We start from the raw sequence: 17,742 nt of genomic DNA on the forward strand, positions 1-17,742 counted from the left end.
TCTTGATCGGTCAGGTTCCGCGCATGACGGCGCATTCGTCGATCCATCGGGCGAGGATGCTCAGGGCGGCGAGGCATTCGAGGGCTTTTTGTTCGTCCCAGTCGGGTCCGTGTTCGTGTGCTGCATGGTTGCGGATGCCGGAGAAACATCCCTCGGCGAACGGTCGAAGGGCTCGGTTGCGGCTCTTGATCGTCAGGTCGGTCTGGTCGCCTGGCAGCCGCAGGTAGACCTGTCCCGACTTGGGCTTGTCGGTGAAGACCTGGTTCATCAGGTCGGTGTCGAAGACATCTGTGCGTCCGACCTTGGCTTGGGTGTGGGCGTTGACGGCGTTGGCTGCGACGTCGACCGCCTTCCGGTAGTGCTTGCTCTCCCAGAAAGTTCGGGCTGCGTCCCAGATCCAGGGATGGAACTGGTCTGCGGGCATGGTCGGAGCGTCGGGAGCAAGGTTGGTCGCCCACGCGTCCATGTCGTCGAGGATGCCCAGCCCGCGATGGACCAGGTTGCGGGCCATGGCTTCGCCGGCCATCTGGTCGAGGTTGAGTTCCTCGGCGAACTTGGGCTCGAGAGCTCCCAGGATCTTTCTGATCGTCGGCTCGGCTCGGTAGAGCTCTTGGCGGAGTTTGTCGTCACCGAGAATGTCGCCTGGACGGCGGGTCTGCTCGTAGCGCAGAACCAGGCTGTCGAACTCTTCGAGGCGCTGACGCATCCACTGCCGATTCATGGCAGAACTGTAGAACGGATCAGCGAACCCAGGCTCCCGATTTTCGCTGGGCTGGGGATGGCGTCGTGAGCACCGCGACGTCCATTGAGTGGACCGAGGTCACGTGGAATCCAACCACCGGATGTGACCGGATTTCGCCGGGATGTGACAACTGCTATGCGCTGACCCTGGCCAAGCGCCTCAAGGCCATGGGCCAGGCCAAGTATCAAAACGACGGCGATCCACGAACGTCTGGCCCCGGGTTCGGCGTCACGGTTCACGAGACGGCGATGCTCGAGCCGTTGAACTGGCGGACCCCTCGCAAGGTGTTCGTCAATTCGATGAGCGACATCGGGCACGTCCGAATCCCGAATAGCGCGATTGCTCGCATATGGGCCGTTATGGCCTTGACGGCCCGTCATCAATTCCAGGTCCTCACCAAGCGCCCCAAGCGGCTGGCGACCCTACTGGCCAGTCCGTCGTTCCAGCGGGAAGTCGCTGAGCACGCCGGCGAGTTGATCGCGAGCCGGTTCTGGCGAAGGTGGCAGCTCGACCTGGACGGTCAGCGCCTCGCCGGCGACTCGGGTCTCGGCGCGCAGTGGAGCACGGAGCGAACCGCCGACGGACCGCTGTGGTTGCCGCCGTGGCCGCTTCCGAATGTGTGGGTCGGCACCTCGATCGAGTCCGACGACTACTGCTGGCGCGCCGACGCATTGCGTATGACCCCGGCAGCGATCAGGTTCCTCTCGCTGGAGCCGTTGCTGGGCCCGCTGCCGTCCCTAGACCTAGCCGGGATCGACTGGGTGATCATCGGTGGGGAGAGCGGCCCAGGACATCGGCCCTTGGACTTGGCATGGGTGCGGGAGATCCGGGACCGGTGTGCGGGCCTGCCCACAGCCCTGTTTTTCAAGCAAATCGGCGGGCCGACACCGAAAGCCGGCGGCCGGTTGCTGGACGGCCGGACGTGGGATGAGTACCCGACCGAGGTCAGCCGTGGCTGATCTGACTGCCTCATTGAGGGCCTCGAGTGGTCGGCATCCCGAGGGAGACCGGGCCGCTGGCGGCGGCTCGCTGGGCTTGGAGCCGCTTGCTGCGCAGGAACTTCAGGGTGAGGTCGAGTCCTTCGACCTCACCATGCCACTCTTCCTCGATCGCGCGTTGGCGGCGGGCCAACAGGTCGTGCTCCATCTCCTCCAGGCGAGGCAGCATCTTGGGGTTGATCGACAGCATCGGGCAGCGGATGCAGGCGTGTTCGTGCTGGCAGGGGGTGCCGTAGGGGCGTCCGCAGGAGCCGAGTTCGACCTTGCGCTTGTCGAAGTGGTCTTGGAAATCGTCCCATTCCTCGGTGGTGGGCTGCCGGTACTCGCTGTCGGGCCGTCGGGCTCGGCGCCGGTCGAGGAAGTCCTGGTAGTGGGCGATGACGTCGTCGTCGAAGACCGCGACGTAGCCGCGAGTGGTCTGGATGTCGAGGTGGCCGAGCAGGGCCGCCCCGATGTGGATCGGCAATCCGTTGTTGACCAGTTCGGTCGCGAAAAGCCGCCGGAAGTCGTGCGGCGAGAATCGGATCTCGCCGAACTGCGGATGTGCGGGGATCAGGGCCTTGGCCGCTTCCAGGACGATCACTCGGACCGCACTGATCGACAGGGCGCGAGGTGTTCCGCTCTGGACGCGCTGGAACAGGTAGGGCAGGGGCTCGCACCAGGTGCGCTCGTGCTGGTCATAGCGGGGGCAGACAGGGACGGTCCCGTACTCGGCGCGGTGCCGTCGGATGATCTGCGCGACGACGTGGAACAGCTCGGCGGACATGGGGATGATGCGTTCGCGGTCGCTTTTGGACGGGCTGACCACCAGCAGCGCGACGACTTCGCCGGTGGGCCGTTGGTATTGGCGGACGCTCAGGTGGGTCAGCTCGACCAGTTCCTCGCGGCGCAGCCCGGCAAGCCGCAGCGTCTCGACGATCGCCCACTGCCAGAACGCGCGGTCTTCGTCCTGGGACAAGCGGACCAGCTCGCCGGTCTGGGTGTTGATGACGCGGACGGGTTCGCTGCCCAGCAGGCTGGGCTGGCGTTGGGCGGTCTTGCTGGAAGCCCGCTGCCAGGTGACGCCGTGGAGGTCGAACCGTTCTCCGAGTCCGACCTGCTGAGCGGCGTCCAGGAGGGTGCGAAGCCGCTGCCATTCGTCGTTGACGTGCTGGGACAGGATCGCCAGCAGCGGTTGGCGGTCGCGGGTCCGGTTGGCCATCCGTTCCCGCAGCCGACGGCGGCGCAGGTGGAACCAGCGCAGGTCGGCGTCGCGGATCGGGCATGGGGCGACCCAGCGTCCCCACCGTTCGGGCTCGGCGGCCGACCAGGTCTGAAGGTCGAGGTAGAACGCTCGGACCGACAGGAACGGCGTGTCGATGTGCTCGCGGGGCTTGCCGTCTCGGCGGACCAGAAGTCGTTGCTTCCACTCCTGGACGGTCTCTTCGCTGAGCCGCAGGTCCGTCTGCTCGGGGTTGACCTCTTCGACGATCTTCCAGAACAGCTGGGCCAGGGAGCGGACCAGGTTCTCCATGGTCGAGTAGTCGACCTCGACGGAGCGGCGGCGGACGTAGTCCACGATCAGGTCACGGATCTCGGTGTTGCGCAGCTGGTGGCGGTCCACCAGCTCTTCGATGGAACGGCGGCCTTTGATCCTGGCGTCCTGCAGGGTCTGCGGCACCCAGGCGGGGAACCGGCCCATGGCGTGCAGCACCGGCCAGGCCCCGCTGACCCCGGCTGCGGGGTTGTCCTGGGCGTACTTCATCAGGGCGCCGGGGGTGAGGTCGGCCAGGTCGATGCCGAAGACCGTCAGTGCTCGGCACAGGCTCCCAGCGGCCTTCTTGCGCAGGTCGGCGCTGACCGGATGGGCGGCGAGGCGGTCGAAGAACTCCTCAAGCAGCGGATCGGCCGCGATCGTGCGGAACCTGCGGACGTACTGCGGCGCGACGTTGGCCTGCATCGCCGCCATCGACGGCTGGATCAGCCGCATGGCGAAGGCCGCACCCGTAGCGGTGAGAAGCCGGCTGCGCCCTTTGGAGTCGTCGCCGGCCAGATCAGCGACGGGACGGTCCCGCTCGTTGAACCCGGCGGCCTCCCACCGCTGCTGCCAGCTCTGCCCGGGGTGTTCGGCCAGGTGTTCCAGCAGGCACCGCATCCCATGCCGGTAGTTGTCCAGCGTGTTGCGGGAAACGTCAGCGAAGGCGTCCCTGACGGCGGTGACGACCTCGTCGATCGTGGCGGCCGACAGCTCGCCCACGGGCCGGGGAGGGTTGTCCGGAACGGGCGGCTCCTCCGCGATGATCAGCGTCGTCTGGGAGGGAATGGACAGCACGCCCGGGTCGCTGGCGTGGCGACGGATCCGGTTCGTGGTCGCGTTGGATCGCATGTTCGGCCCGGCGGCGGTATCAGTCACCGAACACCGCCGAGATGTCGTCGGCGTCGTAGCTCTGTGACCAGCGGGCCGGTTCGCTGGGGCGCTGGTAGTGCTCGGCGAGCTTGTCGAGCAGGTCGTCCAGGCCCACCGCGGTGTAGAGGGCGGTGGTGGTGATATGCGCGTGCCGCAGGATGGTCTGCACCTCCACCAACGTCAACGCCTGGTCTCTGGCCATGCGAGTCGCCGCGGTGTGCCGCAAATCGTGAAGCGTCCAGTTCGCTCCCAGCTGATCAGCGGCCCGCTGCAAGATTCGTCGGGCGGCCCAGTAGCTCAACGGGCGGGCCGGTCCCCGGCGAGTGCGCCAGACCGGTTCACCGGGCTCGGGCAGTCCGGCCTGGTCGAGGTAGCCAGCCAGGTAAGCCAAGGCCTCGGGAGAGGTTGGAACCGCCTGCCTGAGCCGAGTGCCCTTGGAGATCACCCAGAGCCGTCCGGTCGTCCAGTCGATGTCCGACAGCTGGATACCGAGCAGTTCCGTGGCGCGGGCGCCGGAGGAGACGTAGCAGGCCAGCAGCGCCTGATCCCGGACGCATCGCATCTGGGCGAACAGTTCCGCCCACTGCGGGTCGGGGATCGCCCGTGGCTGGCGAGGCTGGACCTTCGGGCGAAGACGGGCCCGGCGGAAGGGCCGCGGCCGCTCGATCGGGGACGTGTGCGCGAGCGCGGCCCGGCGGGACTTGCTCTCGGGCACCGGGTTGACCAGGGGTCCGAGCCCGAAGTGTCGGTGGAAAGCGTAGAAGCCGTGGACCACCGACAGGTTGTGGGCGATGGTTGCCGGCGCGTACCCGGCCGCCAGGGTCGGCTTGCCGGTCTTCGGATTGACCGAACCGGCCGCATAGCCGCCCTCGCGATGCCGCTGCCGCTGCGGGTTCCGGGCCGTTCGCAACCAGCCGACGAGCGTGGCGACCTCGGCCTCGGTCGCTTGTTGCCACCCGACATCCACCGACCACAACAGCCGGAACCACCGCAGCAGATCATGTCCGTAGCTACGGCAGGTCAGCGGGCTCACATCACCCAGGTACAGATCCCGCAGATACCGGCTGACTGCCTCGATCTCCCGGTTGGCCGCGTCCACGACCATCCACGGCAGCGACGGCACCGCCCCCTCGACCACGGCCCCTACCCGAGGGAGATCCGCACGCCCATCCATCAGGTCCCGATGGGCCCCATTGAACTCACCATTCCCAGACACAAGGACAGATGCTCTATGCCTCCACCCTGTGATCACCAGCAGTACAGCCAGATAGTGCAGTCAACGGTGCAGGTCGGTGGGCCGACCCCGAAAGCCGGCGGCCGGCTTTTGGACGGCCGCACCTGGGACGACTTCCCTTCCACGCCGCTGTTCGAGGTGACCCCATGACGCTCTCGCCCCCCACCGCCCCCGCGGAGACCGGCACGCTCGGCGAGGCCGACGCCTTCCAGGCGCTCCTGCAGCGTCTGGCCCAGGCCGACGCCGCCGAGCTGATCGACCTGGCCCGCACCTGCCCGGCCACCGGGATGCGCCCGGCCGCCCGGCAACTGTCGGCCGCGATCGAACGGCTCCGCACCCGCCTGGTCAAGGTCGTGGCCACCGAGCTGGCCACCGAGCACCGGCGCGTCCGCACCGAACAAGACACCACCGGCCCCGCTCCCGGCACGGCCGGGATAACCGCTGAAACCCCGACAAACGCCGACACCACGAGCGTGGCCGCATCCGTCGGGGTCGACGCCGCCGCAGAGGCAGAACCGCAGGTCGAACCGGCTCCCGAGGCGGCACCACCGTCCGCCGCGCGCCCCCGCAAGCCGCGAGCGCGGCGGCCCCCGGCCGACCCGCCGGAGCGCAAGGCCCCGCACGTCGATGCCGCCTTGAAGGTCGAGGAGAACGCGCTGCTGGTGTGCCGCCCCGTACCGCCCACACCGGAGGAGGCGGCCGCCGTACGGCGGCTGTGCGAGCGCTTCGCCCACGACCAGCAGGACTGGAAAGACCTCACGCAGATGCTCGGGGTGGCCTGACCCATGTCCCTCACTGACGCACTGCACCACGGCGCGAACGCCGTGATCGACGGCCTCTCCCGCTACGACCTGCGCCGGATCTGGGCCCGCCCTCACCATCTGCGAGATCACCCCTTCGCCATCACCACGAAAGGCATGCTCGTGAACAACACCACCCTCCCGACGCCGGCACCGGCCGACTCGTTCGCCCTGACCGGCGCCAACGCGCTCGGAGCGGCCGCCGGCGGCGCCGAGCCGTATGCGATCGATGACTCCTGCCTGGACGGCGACTGGATACACCTCAGCGTCGGGCACCGGCGCGCCGGCGGGACCTGGCACTGCCACAGCCTCACCCTCTACCTCCGCAACCGCGCCCACCTGGTCGAGGAATTGCGCAGCCACCGCGCCGCAGCGCCGGCGGACCCGCTCGTCAACGACCACACCATCGAGCGCGAGTTCGCCGACTGCCGACCCGAGCCCCATCAGTGCGAGGAGTTCGCCGACGGCACCGCGCTCATCGCCGCGGTCACCCAGAGCGCGAACGGCCACAGCACCCTGCACATCGACACCGTCACGGCCCCGGGCGTGCACGCCTACGCCGCCGACGTCGTGCTCACCCCGCCCGAACGGGAGCGGCTCATCGCCGTCGTCACCACCGGCGGCGAGGTCATCCCGGCCCGCAACCCGCTGACCGACCCGCCGCCCGGCTTCCCGGCCGCCGGCCTGAACATCTACGACGGCGAGGACTGCGAGAGCCTGTTCACCTTCGGCCACGTCGATGTCGAGCGCATGGCCGAGGCGGTGGCCGACTACGTCCGGCACACCCAGTTCGCGCCCGACGTGATGGTGAAGGACCCGCTGGCCAGCTTGATCGGCGGCGCTGCCCGGGTGCGCGCGGGGATCATCCACGGCTACGCCCTGTTCGATCCCCGCCCGATCGGCTTCTGTGCCTTCAGCGTCAAGCTGCTGGTGCCGCCGTCGACCCCGCACGCCTGGCCGATCACCTACTGGGAAGGCGGCGACCAGCTGCCCGACCTGCCCGAGGTCCCCTACCTCTGCGGCGAGTCCCGGGGCGGCCAGGACCACGCCGTCGACCGGCTCGAAGCACTGGCCGCCTACCGCGACGGCCGCGAGCGCCACGCCCAGGCCGCGTGCGGCCTGCAGGTCCACCTGACCCCGGCTCCCTTCGACCGCAGGACCCTGCACCCGCCGACCTGCCCCACCTGCAGGCGGCTCGGTCGCGACGAACGCACCTGCCCCCGCCTGAACGTGTGCGCCGAGTGCGCCTGGACGGCCGCCCTCGCCGGCGGCCCCGACGCGATCGACGCCGAGCTCGACGCGCTCACCCCCACCGAGCAGGAAGCGGCCATGCTCGCCCAGCTCATCCCGGACCCGCTGATCGCCCGCCACCTCTGCGAGGCGATCATCACCGTCACCCGGGCCGCCGCCGGTGGCGATCTCACGCTGGGCCCGCTGGAAGAGACCGTCCAGCTGCTGCTCGCCGCGACCCTGCACGCGCCGGTCGCGCTGGTCTCAGAGACCTGCAGCGAAGGTGATCACGGCGATCACAGCGGCGACCACGGCGCCGGCGAGCCCTGCCCCGCGACGGCGGCCTGCCCGGCCTGCAGCGTCCGCCTCGACGACGGCACCGGCGGCCAGGCGGTCATGCCCGATTGCCAGGTCCCGGCGCCGTGCTCGGTGCTGAGCACGCTGACCGGCCGATTCCTGCCGCACCCGCTGGCCTGCGGCGGCGCCGTCGCGTTCGGCGGGTCCTGACCGTGCCGGATCACGCCTCCCGCGGCCCGGGTCCTCGCTCCCGCCTTCCCCGGCGAGCGAGGACCTGGGGCCCGCCGTACGGCGCAGCGCGTCACGGGGGCCGCGCTGCGCCGTCCCGCCCACCGGTCCGCCATCCGCACCAGGGAGATCCACATGCCCGGTCCCATCCCCGTCCACCGGCCCGCCCCGGCGCCGACGCTGGCGGCCGCCTTGCGCCTCTGGGACGTCCTGACGTTCGCCGAGCGCCTGCAGGTCGCGGTCCGCATCGAATCCGTCCAGCCCGGCATTCATGCGCTGTTCCGCAGCCTGCCGACCCGCACCCCGGGAGGCCGCTCGTGACGCGCTCCCCGTGCCGGCCGTGGCCCTCTCCGCTACCGGTGGTGACCTGGCAGACGATGATCAGAAGCACAGAAAGTTGTTACGCGACACGCCCGCGCAATCCTGGAACCCCGGTTATTGCTTGCGCCATGATTGGCGACCATGAGCGGAAGCAAGCCGGGACCCCCGCCCACAGTGGTCCACAAGTACTCGCAGTCGTTCACCGACGCCGAGCTGTATGCCAGGGTGAAGAAGCTCACGACCGAATGGGGCTTGCCGATGACCAAGGTCGTCGAGCGGCTTCTTGCCGAGGCGCTGCACCACACACGGACGCCCACGGTCAACACGCCGCAGCAGCTCCCGCTCGACCGCGACACCCCCAACGAGATGGTGGCTGCCTAGCCGTACGGCGGGCGCTTCACCATGAAGGAGATCCCCAGAACGTAAGAAAGCCCCGCAGAGCGGGGCGTTTCTTGGACGAGCGATCCACTACGTCGTTCGGCTCGCAGATGGTTTGGCGGCCTCGTGAGCTGAGCGACAAGGAGGATCGTCCGGCTGTAACCGCGTCGGCCTGGCTGGCCGTCCGCGGGCTTTGTTGTCCCTCCACTGGATCGAGGAGGCTCCGCCATGATAACCGGCGGACGAGAGGTTATGCCAGCATGCCCGGCGTCAGGGCGGGGCGTGTCGTGACAGGCACGTGCAAAACGGCACGTCCAGAGCGCCACCGGCTGGCTTGCATCGGCGTGTCGCCCTGTCCGCTTTCGGCCGGGGTGCCGTCGGTTCTATGTGCAGCCGCCGGACCTGGCGCGTGTGCCGTGCCGCCGGTTGTCCGGCCCTCTTCTTCCATCGACGCGCGCCCTGCTCGTAGGGCTGCTGCGCCTGTGGCTTCCACTGACTCGCCGGCCGTGCCCTGCGGCCCGGTGCCCGCCTGTGTTGAGGAGTTGCCCTTGGCATGAGTAGAGCCCCGCCGGAGCGGGGCCCCCTCCTAACCACATATCGCGCAGGACCTGCTGTTTCGCCCCAGGTTTCGGATGCCATGGCGATCAGCTCTGTTCGTTGCGCCCTGTTTCGCGCTTGGAGTCACGATAAACACTCGCCAAGCGTTCTGTGAAGTACGCCCGGAAACGGAGGGCGTGTCGCAGGACGTCTCACCGCCGCTGGACCCTGTCATCCCGGACGGGCATGTCCTCGCGCCCAGCAAGATCGTGTGGCTTGAGGTGGACGCCTATCTGGTGGGGGCTACCTGGCATCGCAAGGACTGGCTGCGCAACTTCCACGCCGTGGGCGAGGCCCTGGCCCGGAACACTGAGGCGTGGATGCAGACTCGCTACGGGATGACGTGGGAGACGCTCGCGGCCGAGGCCGGCGTCTCCCGTCGCACGCTCGCCGACCGGCTGCGCTGGCGGCGTGAGCATGGCCTGCTCGCCGTGGTGCAGACCGGCTCGACGGTGGAGACGCGCAAGGGCACCGGCTGGGGCCGCTGGGACGACGAGCTGGGCAACATCGCGGCCGAGTACGCGCTCATCGTGCCGGTCGCGGTGCTGCGGGAGCTGTACGGCGAGTTCTGGGCCGAGGACCTCGGCGTGGAGGACGGCTCGTGCTATGTGGAGCAGCCGGAGCGGGGCAGCCAGGCGTCGATCGTTGCCGGCCCCTGGGACGAGGTGCCGTGGCCGTGTGAGACCAGGCTGACCCGTCGTGCGGAGCCGCAGGTCAGCTCGCCTGTGGAGGAAACTCGCACCCTCAGGTTGTCCGGACTTTCTCTTAGTGAGGAGTCTCTCCTACGCGTAGGCGCGCGATGCACCACCGCGCCGTATCCGCTGAACGCCACCCCCTCGACGAGGGGGGAGCGCATCGCGGCCGGGCAGCGGGTCCGGGACGAGCACCAGGTGCTGCGCGGGTTGTCGGCGCGTGACCTGGGCAGGCTTGGGCGCCCGTTGTTCGAGCTCGGGGCGACGCTCGGCGACCTGGTGCATGTGCTGAACACCCATCCCGTTCAGGGGCAGTGGGCGAACCCGGTCGCTGCGTTGGGTGAGCACCGCGGCGGCTGGCGCGGCCTGGCGAGGCTGCGCGGCCTGCTCCAGGCGCGGGTGGCGGCATGGATCGGCCCGGACGGGGAGCTCGTCGCCGAGTTGCCGTCGCAGGTGCTGGCGCGGGGGCGGGAGGCGTTGGCGCGTGGGGCCCGCTGGCGGGAGCGGTTGGAGACCGCGGCCGCGGTGCCGGAGCCGGTGCGGCGGCCGGAGCCGGTGCATGCGCCTTCGGCGCCGCCGGAGCAGGTGCGGGCTGGGCTGCGGGAGCGGCTGGCGGCCGCGCGGACGTCGTGGGCGGCCGCGCAGGAGTCGCGGGTGCCGGGGGCGTTGTTGCGGGCGCGCCGGCGGGCGGCGCAGGAGCGGGACAGGTGAGCTTCTGTGATCTACAAAGTAAAGGTCGTCGGACCGCACACCCGGGTGGGGAGAACCGGCCGCGCGGCGGCTGGCCCTCCCCTCCCTATACCGGACACTCATCCTGTTTCTCGGACATCGATGCAGGAAGCGCCCGCCGTCGCGGTGCCGCACTGCTGCGCAGCCGTCGGCGGAGCGCCGTCACAGCGCGCCCCTGTACTTTGTAGATTTCGAAGCTCAGCCAACCACGAAAGCCCCACCGATAACCCCGGCCTACTCACCGCCGCCTCCTGAACCCAGCACGTGCCCTGCGGGAGCACCGCCTTGTTCGGCGGTGGTCCCGCAGGGGCGCGCCTACAGCACCCTCGACCACAGCCACTCAATCAGGAGAGCGACCGTGCCGACCATCACCGTGGCCACCATCCAGGTCCTCGTCCTGGAGAACCGGCCTCCCAGGTGGAACCGTCGCCGCCGAACGGCCGCCGACGTTCGGCGCAGCGCGACGCCAACGAGCTCTCGAGAGCGACCGTGAAGGTACAGCGAACGCCGCTCTCTGGACCGCCTGGGCAGTCGACAGCGTCCCATCGATCCTCTCGGTGCGCGGCGCCGGCCTGCCCGATCGGCGTGGGGAACCGCGCCAGGGCGAGAGGACTGGAGCATATCCAGGTGGTTGTCGTAGCTGCCCGTATCGGAGGAGTCGACGCCCCTAGTTTCGTCGCGATTCGACACCCACACGGTGCTGTTGTCCACCATCCACGGCTGCACCCGCTGCCGCCGGCGCTCGCCCCGCCTGCTTGACTCAAATCCATATCGAGGGGTCAGAACCCCACGCCTGGTGGCGCGCCGCCTATGCCGGATCTCGCTGACGGCGCGGGCCATGACGGCCGCGAGGCGCATGGGTCCCATTACGATGCGGAACCGCCGCAGGCGGGCTCCTGCTCTCCGCCGCATGGCGACGTCGACGATCTCTCGCGAGCGACGATGCACGTACAAGGGCCGGAGGTCGTAGGAACAATGCCGGCGACGCTGTACGTCGCAGACATGCGCGAGCGCCAACTCCGGCTCGCGTCGACCCGCCCGGAGTGAGCGGATACCCAGCGGAGGAGCATAGCGAGCGACACTCGGGCCGACGGCACTCTGGGAAACCCAGATTCCGGACGGCTGGTTCAGGATCCCGTACTCCCAGATCCGCTCTCGGTCCAGGAGCGCCCGACCCATGTCTGCTCGCTCGAGACTCCGGTCTTGGATCCACTGCTTGAGGCGGGACCACGCGAGCCACGCAGCTGCTGCGGCGGGCAGTACGAGTACCACCCCTGCGGGACCCTGCACTTTCCACACCTCGTTCGCGGCCAGCAGCCCCAGTGCTGCAGCCACGACCCGGATGCCTATCAGGACGAGTCTCCGACGCCGGCTGTCGGACAGAACTATGGCGGCTCTGGCAAGCAGCCTGCGCTCGAACCTCGTCCAGCGGCCTGAGCCGCGGGCTCCTAACCTGGCTCGTCGTACGAGGGAGTCCACGGCATCGGTTGGGCAGTCCAGTTCCTTGCCGATCTCCTCGCTCGTGTCGCCGTCGACAGCGCGCCGCCATAGGGCTTTGCGCTGACGTGGTGGAATTTTCCTGATTCTCTCGGTGACCTCGATCCTGTCTAGGACGTCTTCGGCGCTACGAGCTCGGGGCCGGCCGACGTGACGGCTGGGGCGCTCCTGGTCGTCGTCGTCGGCGTGGCCTCGCCGCTTGTCGTCCTTGATCCGTGCTGACAGCAGCCCGTTGGCGATCTTCCTGAGGTAGGCGTAGTACCCGTGGGGGTTGATGGTGTCCCAGTACGGCAGCGCCCTCTCGAACGTCTCCTGGACGATGCCCTCGGTGTCGGCCACGTTCTCCGCCAGGTTGAGCTCGCGGGCCCGGCACTCGACGTACGCCAGGAGGCGCTTGCGGTACTTGAGGTAGCCCTGGAAGAACGTCAGACGTTCGGCTGCGGGCTGCGGGGAGAGGGGCCCGCCGTCGTCGTCCTCGACGAACCCCAGGTGCTCGGGGGTCATAGCCGGTCGTGTTCCTCGCCTGGAACTGCGGGGGAGAACCGGGCGATCGTGGCCTCAGCGAGGCCGACTATCGCGGTTTTGCCCCAGTGCATCACACGCCGGCCCAGGGTGAGGGCCAGATGGCCGGCAAGGGCGCCGGCCCCTGCAGCCAAGAACGTCTCGATGATCTCGTAGGTGATCAAGGTTGCCTCCCCTGGGTTGGCGGCCCGGGGGCCGCGGTGCCGTGTGGCTGCTGTCATACGGAGAGAGGCACCTTTTCATGATCATCTGTCGAAATTGGTTCCAAGATTTTTTCGCTAGGCGATGAGCAGCGGAGTTGACCCTCTCCACTCGCCCTGGCCGCCCTGACCCTGCTCCCGGATTTGCGCGACTGGCTGGCCGAGGTCCAGCCCGACCTGATCCCGGCGGCCCGGGACGCGTGGAAGGCCGTCGCTCCGGTGCTGCGGGTGGCAGGTGAACGCCGCCTGGGGCAAGGCGAACGCGCACGAGGCCGCCCGCGCGGCCGCCGAGACCAAGGCCGCCGACGCCCCGCTGGCGCGAGGGCCTGCCAGGGGGACGTCGGCTTCGCGGACGGCGGACGGCGGGCCGGGCTTGATAGTCGAGGGCGTTACAGCGCACTTGTGCGGATTTTTGCCTGGTCGCCTGGGCTGTTGCTATGCGAAGTTCACGCCACGGCGCCCTCCCGACCCGTGCGACAGCGCTCAGTGGTGCGGGGACGCTTCGACATCTGCTTAGGGGAGAAAGCATGAAGTCCACCGGTTCGACGCGACGTCCGTTGCGCTACACCGCCGCAGCCCTGACCAGTCTCGTGCTGACCTGGGCGGGTATCGCCGCCGCCGCTGGCCCGGCCGCCGCGGCGGCCGCTCAGCACCAGCCAGCCGTCGTTGGGGCGTCCCAGGCTCGTCTCGGCCCGATCGACTGTGTCTTCGCGGTGGGTCGCTTCAAGGTCAGTCTCGGCATCCCACGCCCGGAAGGCGTCACGGGACCCATCCACCCGAGCCAGCGGCGGCCCACCGGCAGCGTGGCCGCCACGGGCCACGTGGATGTCACCGACAACAGGAGCTGTTCCAAGGCCAAGGTGCAGTTCTCGATCCAGCGCAAAGTGTGCGGGTTCTGGGGCTGCACCTGGAAGGACCTGGCCAAGACTCACTTCCTGGACCTCCCAGAGTACGGCCGGGTCCCGGCCGATCTGTCGGTGGCCTGCCGGACGGGCGAGCACAGCTACCGGATGTATGCCCGTGTCAGCTGGGTGGAGGTGGTTTTCGACAATCGCGGCACCCGCTGGTACGGCGGGCTGGAGCCGAAGATGGGCTTCTATAACGGCCGCTCCGAGAAGATCCACTGCGACGTCTGAGACGTGAGACATGACCAACAAGGGTGCGCGCTCGAAGTCCGGAGTCTGGTCAAGTTTTTCCTATCACCCACCACCCGGCTCCGTCCCCTCTGCCTCCTCCGTCCAGTAGGCGAGGTTGTTCCGGGTGGTCAGGGTGTCGGGGTGTTCGGTGCTTAGGACGCGTTCGCGGATGGGGAGCAGGGCGGCGTATTGGTCGGTGGCGGCGGCCGCGTCCCCCGCCTCCCCCGTCCAGTCGGCACCGCCATCCACTGCCCCTGCGCTTGCCCAGCCCGCCAACGACACCAGTGACGACACCGCCGATGACAGGGCCGAGGACAGCGCGCAGCAGCCGGCATTGTCCGGTAACGGCACGCCGCCCGATGGAGCCGTCGCCACGGCTGCCGAGCTTGCCGCCTACCTGGCCACGGGTCCCCTTCAACCTCAGCGGATCAGCAAGATCCTTAAGGGAAGGGAGATCCCCGGTCGTCCCCCTTTTGGCGTGGACGCCCACGCCCGCGACGGGGGTGCGTACCCCCGGCCTGACAGGGCCGGGGCGGGCGTGTCCGACCGGTGGTCCGGTCGGGCCCAATGTCCAGTACGCGAGCCGCTCGCAGGGCCGTGGGACGCGATGAGGTCCCCTGTTGTTCCTGGTCAGCTGGTTCCTGGGACGCAGCGTCCTACGTTGCGAGGCGGTCAGGCCTCTCGGGCGGGGCAGCATGGAGGTATGGCCCGGAATGTGGAGTTGAGTGAGTTTCTGCGCCGGTGCCGCGCCCGGGTGAGTCCGGAATCGGTTGGACTGCCTGAGCGCGGCGCCTACCGGCGGGTGCCCGGCCTGCGCCGCGAGGAGGTCGCGCAGTTGGCCGGGGTGAGCACCGACGATTACACGCGGCTGGAGCAGGGCCGTCCGATCAGCCCGTCGCCGGGGGTGCTCGAGGCGATCGCCGCGGCGCTGCGCCTGGACGACGCTGAGCGCGCTCACCTGTCGGACCTGATGCGAGCGCACACGGGCGGGGGAAAGCCGTCCGGCGTGCCGGTGGTGCAGCGGGTCCGGCCGGGGCTGCACCGGTTCCTGGAGTCGTTCACCGACCAGGCCGGGTTCATCTTGGGCCGGCGTGGGGACATCCTGGCCACCAACTACCTGTGCCGGGCTCTGCTGGCCGACTTCGACGCCATGCCGTATCGGGAGCGCAACCTCACCCGCTGGATCATCCTGGACCCGGCCGCCCGCGAGTTGTATGTGGACTGGGAGCAGATCGCCGCGGAGATGACGGCGATCTTGCGGCTGGACGCCGGACGCCACCCCGACGACGCCCGCACCGCGGAGCTGGTCGGAGAGCTGGCGATGAAGAGCGAGCACTTCCGCCGCTGGTGGGCCGACCACAAGGTGCTGACCCGCACATTCGGCCGCAAGCGGTTCCGGCACCCGCTCGTCGGGCCGCTCACCATCGACTACCAGGCCTTCGCCATGCCCGGCGAGGACGACCAGACCCTCTTCCTGTACCTGCCCGCAGACGACCAGGCCGACCAGGACGCCTGGCGACTACTGGCCAGCTGGGCCGCCGACCCCGCCACCATCAGGCAGCCGGCGCCCGGCCAGGCGGCCCGATCCGCCACCGACTCCGCACACACCGACAGGGGCACCTCGTGAACACCACCCACCACACCTCCGAACGGCCGCTGGCGCTGGTCACCGGCGCGTCGGGCGGCATCGGCTACCAGCTGGCCCTGCTGTTCGCCCGCGACGGCTACGACCTGGTGGCCACCGGCCGCAGCGACAAGATCCACCGCATCGCCGCCGACTTCGAGCAGCACGGCGCCCGCGTTTTTCCCGTCCAAGCCGATCTGGCCGAACGTGAGGGCGTGCGCACGGTCTGGCAGGCCGTGCAGGACACCGGACGGCCGTTGCGGGCGGCGGTCCTGAACGCCGGCCGCAGCATCGGTGGCGCCTTCCTCGACACCGACCTGGACGACGAGCTCGACCTCATCGCCCTGAACACCACCTCGGTGGTGTCGCTGGCCAAGCCCGTGGTGCGGCACATGGCCGAGCACGGCAGAGGCCGGATCCTCATCACCTCCTCCATCTCGGCGCTCACCCCGACCCCGTACGAGACCGTGTACGGGCCGACCCGGGCCTTCACCTACTCCTTCGCCGAGTCGCTGCGCCAGGAGCTCAAGGAGCGCGCCCCCGGCGTCACCGTGACCGCGCTGCTGCCCGGCGCGACCGACAGCGACTTCCACGCCAACGCCGGGATGAGCAACACCAGCTTGGGCCCCGGCGCCAAAAAGAACAGCCGCGTCGAGGTCGCCGCACAGGGCTTCCGCGCGCTCATGGCAGGCAAGCATCATGTCGTCGGCGGGGACCTGGCCACCAAGCTCACCGCTTTGGTCAACCGGATTCTGCCCGAACCGTTCAAGGCCGCTCGTCAGGCCCGCGTCACCCGCCCGCGCGACACCGGCCGCCCTGCGGCACCGCACCGGGAGCCTGCCGCGCCCGGCCGCTGACCGACCTGCCCGCGACCTCGCATGACAGGAAAGGATCACCGCGCCATGCACCAGCGCTTCGACGCGGCCGAGAAAAGGGTGCACGTCAGGCACGGCAAAGCGTGGGTCGACCAGGACGGCAACGTGCGCCTGGGCTACACCCTCGCCGTGCCAGTCGACCGCGAGCCCGACAAGACGGTGCTGCTGGTGCACGGCGCCCCGCAGACTCGCTACGCCTGGCGCAAGGTCATCGGCCCACTGGCCGAGGCCGGCTACCGGGTGATCGCGCCGGACTACCGCGGGGCGGGCGCCTCCACCAAGCCGCGCGACGGCTACGACAAATGGACCATGGCCGGCGACCTGCACACCCTGCTCCACGACGTCCTGGGCGTGATGGGGCCGGTGTCGCTGGTCGGCCACGACCTGGGGTCGATGCTCGCGCTCAGCTACGCGCTGCGCTACCGGTCCGACGTGGTCAGCGCGACGTTCATGGAGGCGCCGCTGTCCGGCACCGACTACTACGAGCAGCGAGCTGCAGCGCGCGCTCGCCGCCTACGCCGCCACCCTGCAAGGCGACCGCGCCGACCGCCTGGTCACCGCTGAACCCGAGCCCATCGCCCGCCAGCGCGCCGCGCGCGCGGCGCGCGCGGCTGAGCCCGGTCGCGCCGCGCCGGAGCCCAGCCCTCAGCAGGTCCGCGAGCGGCTCGCCGACTTCGCCCACGCCTGGGGACGTGACGGCGAACGCGGCACTGAACGCGGCACTGAACGTGATGCTGCAGAGCCCGCCGGCGCCGGACTATTACCGCTAATCCCACGGTAAGCCTGGGTGGGTACGCCCTTGCCGATGATGACCAGCGGCAGCAGGGAACCATGGGTCACCGGGTTTGCCAGAGGGCGATCAGGGCCACGATGAGGTCGGTTAGGGCGATTGCGATGCCCAGCCAGCGGCCGGCCGCGGGCCAGAGGATGGCCAGCATCGCCGCGATGGCGGTCACGAGGGTGGCGACGGTGTTGACGGCGGGCATGAGGCGTGCAAGCAGAGAAGGTCGCGGTGGGGGTGGTATCCGGGATCGGCGCCGAACGGGTGCCGCGCCGCCGCGGCGTTGCCGGGGTGGGCGGTGAGGCGATCGCCGGTGGCGGCGGGGCGCGGGCTTGGGGCGGGTGGGCAGGGGGCGGTGCATTGCAATCTCCTCACGCTGGTGTGGTCGGGCTGCTACTGACGGTTTAGGCGTGATGAGATGTGTCCGCCCGGTTCGTGCCGGTGTTTTCCCAGCAAGAGGCCCAGATAGATCGCG

17 protein-coding genes are annotated in these 17,742 nt (G+C 69.5%); 10 read left to right on the forward strand and 7 right to left on the reverse strand.

The features are described 5' to 3' along the window. Positions 1–10: 10 nt before the first annotated feature. Entirely contained in the window at positions 11–721 is a 711-nt protein-coding gene (locus HD597_RS67170; protein WP_372513662.1) for a TIGR02391 family protein, read from the reverse strand. A 65-nt stretch (positions 722–786) separates the two neighbouring features. Between HD597_RS67170 and HD597_RS63850 the strand changes: the two genes are divergently transcribed. Continuing rightward, positions 787–1,701 carry a DUF5131 family protein gene (locus HD597_RS63850; RefSeq protein ID WP_253760353.1) on the forward strand — a complete coding sequence of 305 codons (915 nt, stop codon included), beginning with the start codon at positions 787–789 and terminating at the stop codon, positions 1,699–1,701. A gap of 10 nt (positions 1,702–1,711) precedes the next feature. Here the strand turns inward: HD597_RS63850 and HD597_RS63855 are convergent, their stop codons facing one another. Further along, positions 1,712–4,105, reverse strand: a complete 2,394-nt coding sequence (locus tag HD597_RS63855) for a tyrosine-type recombinase/integrase (protein WP_253760355.1) — start codon at positions 4,103–4,105, stop codon at positions 1,712–1,714. A 19-nt stretch (positions 4,106–4,124) separates the two neighbouring features. After that, entirely contained in the window at positions 4,125–5,264 is a 1,140-nt protein-coding gene (locus tag HD597_RS66435) for a tyrosine-type recombinase/integrase (protein ID WP_253760357.1), read from the reverse strand. Between the two features lie 242 nt (positions 5,265–5,506). Here HD597_RS66435 and HD597_RS63865 point away from each other — a divergent pair, with 242 nt between their 5' ends. From HD597_RS63865 to HD597_RS63885, 5 genes are all read left to right on the forward strand, one after another. Continuing rightward, complete coding sequence (locus tag HD597_RS63865; protein WP_253760359.1) at positions 5,507–6,142, forward strand: hypothetical protein; 636 nt, start codon at positions 5,507–5,509, stop codon at positions 6,140–6,142. A gap of 3 nt (positions 6,143–6,145) precedes the next feature. Further along, positions 6,146–7,897, forward strand: coding sequence for a hypothetical protein (locus tag HD597_RS63870; protein ID WP_253760360.1), 1,752 nt, complete (start codon positions 6,146–6,148; stop codon positions 7,895–7,897). A 153-nt stretch (positions 7,898–8,050) separates the two neighbouring features. After that, the gene (locus HD597_RS63875) at positions 8,051–8,236 is read left to right on the forward strand and encodes a hypothetical protein (RefSeq protein ID WP_253760361.1); all 186 of its coding nucleotides are present in this window, start codon (positions 8,051–8,053) and stop codon (positions 8,234–8,236) included. Between the two features lie 141 nt (positions 8,237–8,377). After that, positions 8,378–8,617, forward strand: coding sequence for a hypothetical protein (locus HD597_RS63880; RefSeq protein ID WP_253760362.1), 240 nt, complete (start codon positions 8,378–8,380; stop codon positions 8,615–8,617). Positions 8,618–9,348: 731 nt separating this feature from the next. Further along, entirely contained in the window at positions 9,349–10,614 is a 1,266-nt protein-coding gene (locus tag HD597_RS63885) for a hypothetical protein (RefSeq protein WP_253760363.1), read from the forward strand. Positions 10,615–10,947: 333 nt separating this feature from the next. On the opposite strand, the gene HD597_RS63890 is transcribed toward HD597_RS63885, so the two are convergent. Both HD597_RS63890 and HD597_RS63895 read right to left on the reverse strand, forming a co-directional pair. Further along, positions 10,948–12,633: an RNA polymerase sigma factor gene (locus HD597_RS63890; RefSeq protein ID WP_253760364.1), complete on the reverse strand. Its 1,686-nt coding sequence runs from the start codon at positions 12,631–12,633 to the stop codon at positions 10,948–10,950. Beyond that, on the reverse strand, positions 12,630–12,815 hold the full coding sequence (locus HD597_RS63895) for a hypothetical protein (protein ID WP_253760365.1): 186 nt from the start codon (positions 12,813–12,815) through the stop codon (positions 12,630–12,632). The genes HD597_RS63890 and HD597_RS63895 overlap by 4 nt, the downstream gene beginning before the upstream one ends. Positions 12,816–13,378: 563 nt before the next feature. Between HD597_RS63895 and HD597_RS63900 the strand changes: the two genes are divergently transcribed. Continuing rightward, complete coding sequence (locus HD597_RS63900) at positions 13,379–13,987, forward strand: hypothetical protein (RefSeq protein WP_253760367.1); 609 nt, start codon at positions 13,379–13,381, stop codon at positions 13,985–13,987. A gap of 63 nt (positions 13,988–14,050) precedes the next feature. On the opposite strand, the gene HD597_RS63905 is transcribed toward HD597_RS63900, so the two are convergent. Then, positions 14,051–14,236 carry a hypothetical protein gene (locus HD597_RS63905; protein WP_253760369.1) on the reverse strand — a complete coding sequence of 62 codons (186 nt, stop codon included), beginning with the start codon at positions 14,234–14,236 and terminating at the stop codon, positions 14,051–14,053. A gap of 454 nt (positions 14,237–14,690) precedes the next feature. Here HD597_RS63905 and HD597_RS63910 point away from each other — a divergent pair, with 454 nt between their 5' ends. The 3 genes from HD597_RS63910 to HD597_RS63920 are packed head-to-tail and all read left to right on the forward strand — an operon-like array spanning position 14,691 to position 17,050. Then, complete coding sequence (locus tag HD597_RS63910; RefSeq protein ID WP_276085554.1) at positions 14,691–15,614, forward strand: helix-turn-helix transcriptional regulator; 924 nt, start codon at positions 14,691–14,693, stop codon at positions 15,612–15,614. Next, positions 15,611–16,468, forward strand: a complete 858-nt coding sequence (locus HD597_RS63915; RefSeq protein ID WP_253760372.1) for an SDR family NAD(P)-dependent oxidoreductase — start codon at positions 15,611–15,613, stop codon at positions 16,466–16,468. Before HD597_RS63910 ends, HD597_RS63915 begins: the two co-directional genes overlap by 4 nt. Positions 16,469–16,513: 45 nt before the next feature. Next, positions 16,514–17,050: an alpha/beta fold hydrolase gene (locus tag HD597_RS63920; RefSeq protein WP_253760373.1), complete on the forward strand. Its 537-nt coding sequence runs from the start codon at positions 16,514–16,516 to the stop codon at positions 17,048–17,050. Between the two features lie 272 nt (positions 17,051–17,322). Here HD597_RS63920 and HD597_RS63925 read toward each other — a convergent pair whose 3' ends face one another. Then, positions 17,323–17,472, reverse strand: coding sequence for a hypothetical protein (locus HD597_RS63925; protein ID WP_253760374.1), 150 nt, complete (start codon positions 17,470–17,472; stop codon positions 17,323–17,325). Between the last annotated feature and the right edge of the window lie 270 nt (positions 17,473–17,742).

The organism is Nonomuraea thailandensis (genome assembly GCF_024172165.1).
GTDB lineage: Bacteria > Actinomycetota > Actinomycetes > Streptosporangiales > Streptosporangiaceae > Nonomuraea > Nonomuraea thailandensis.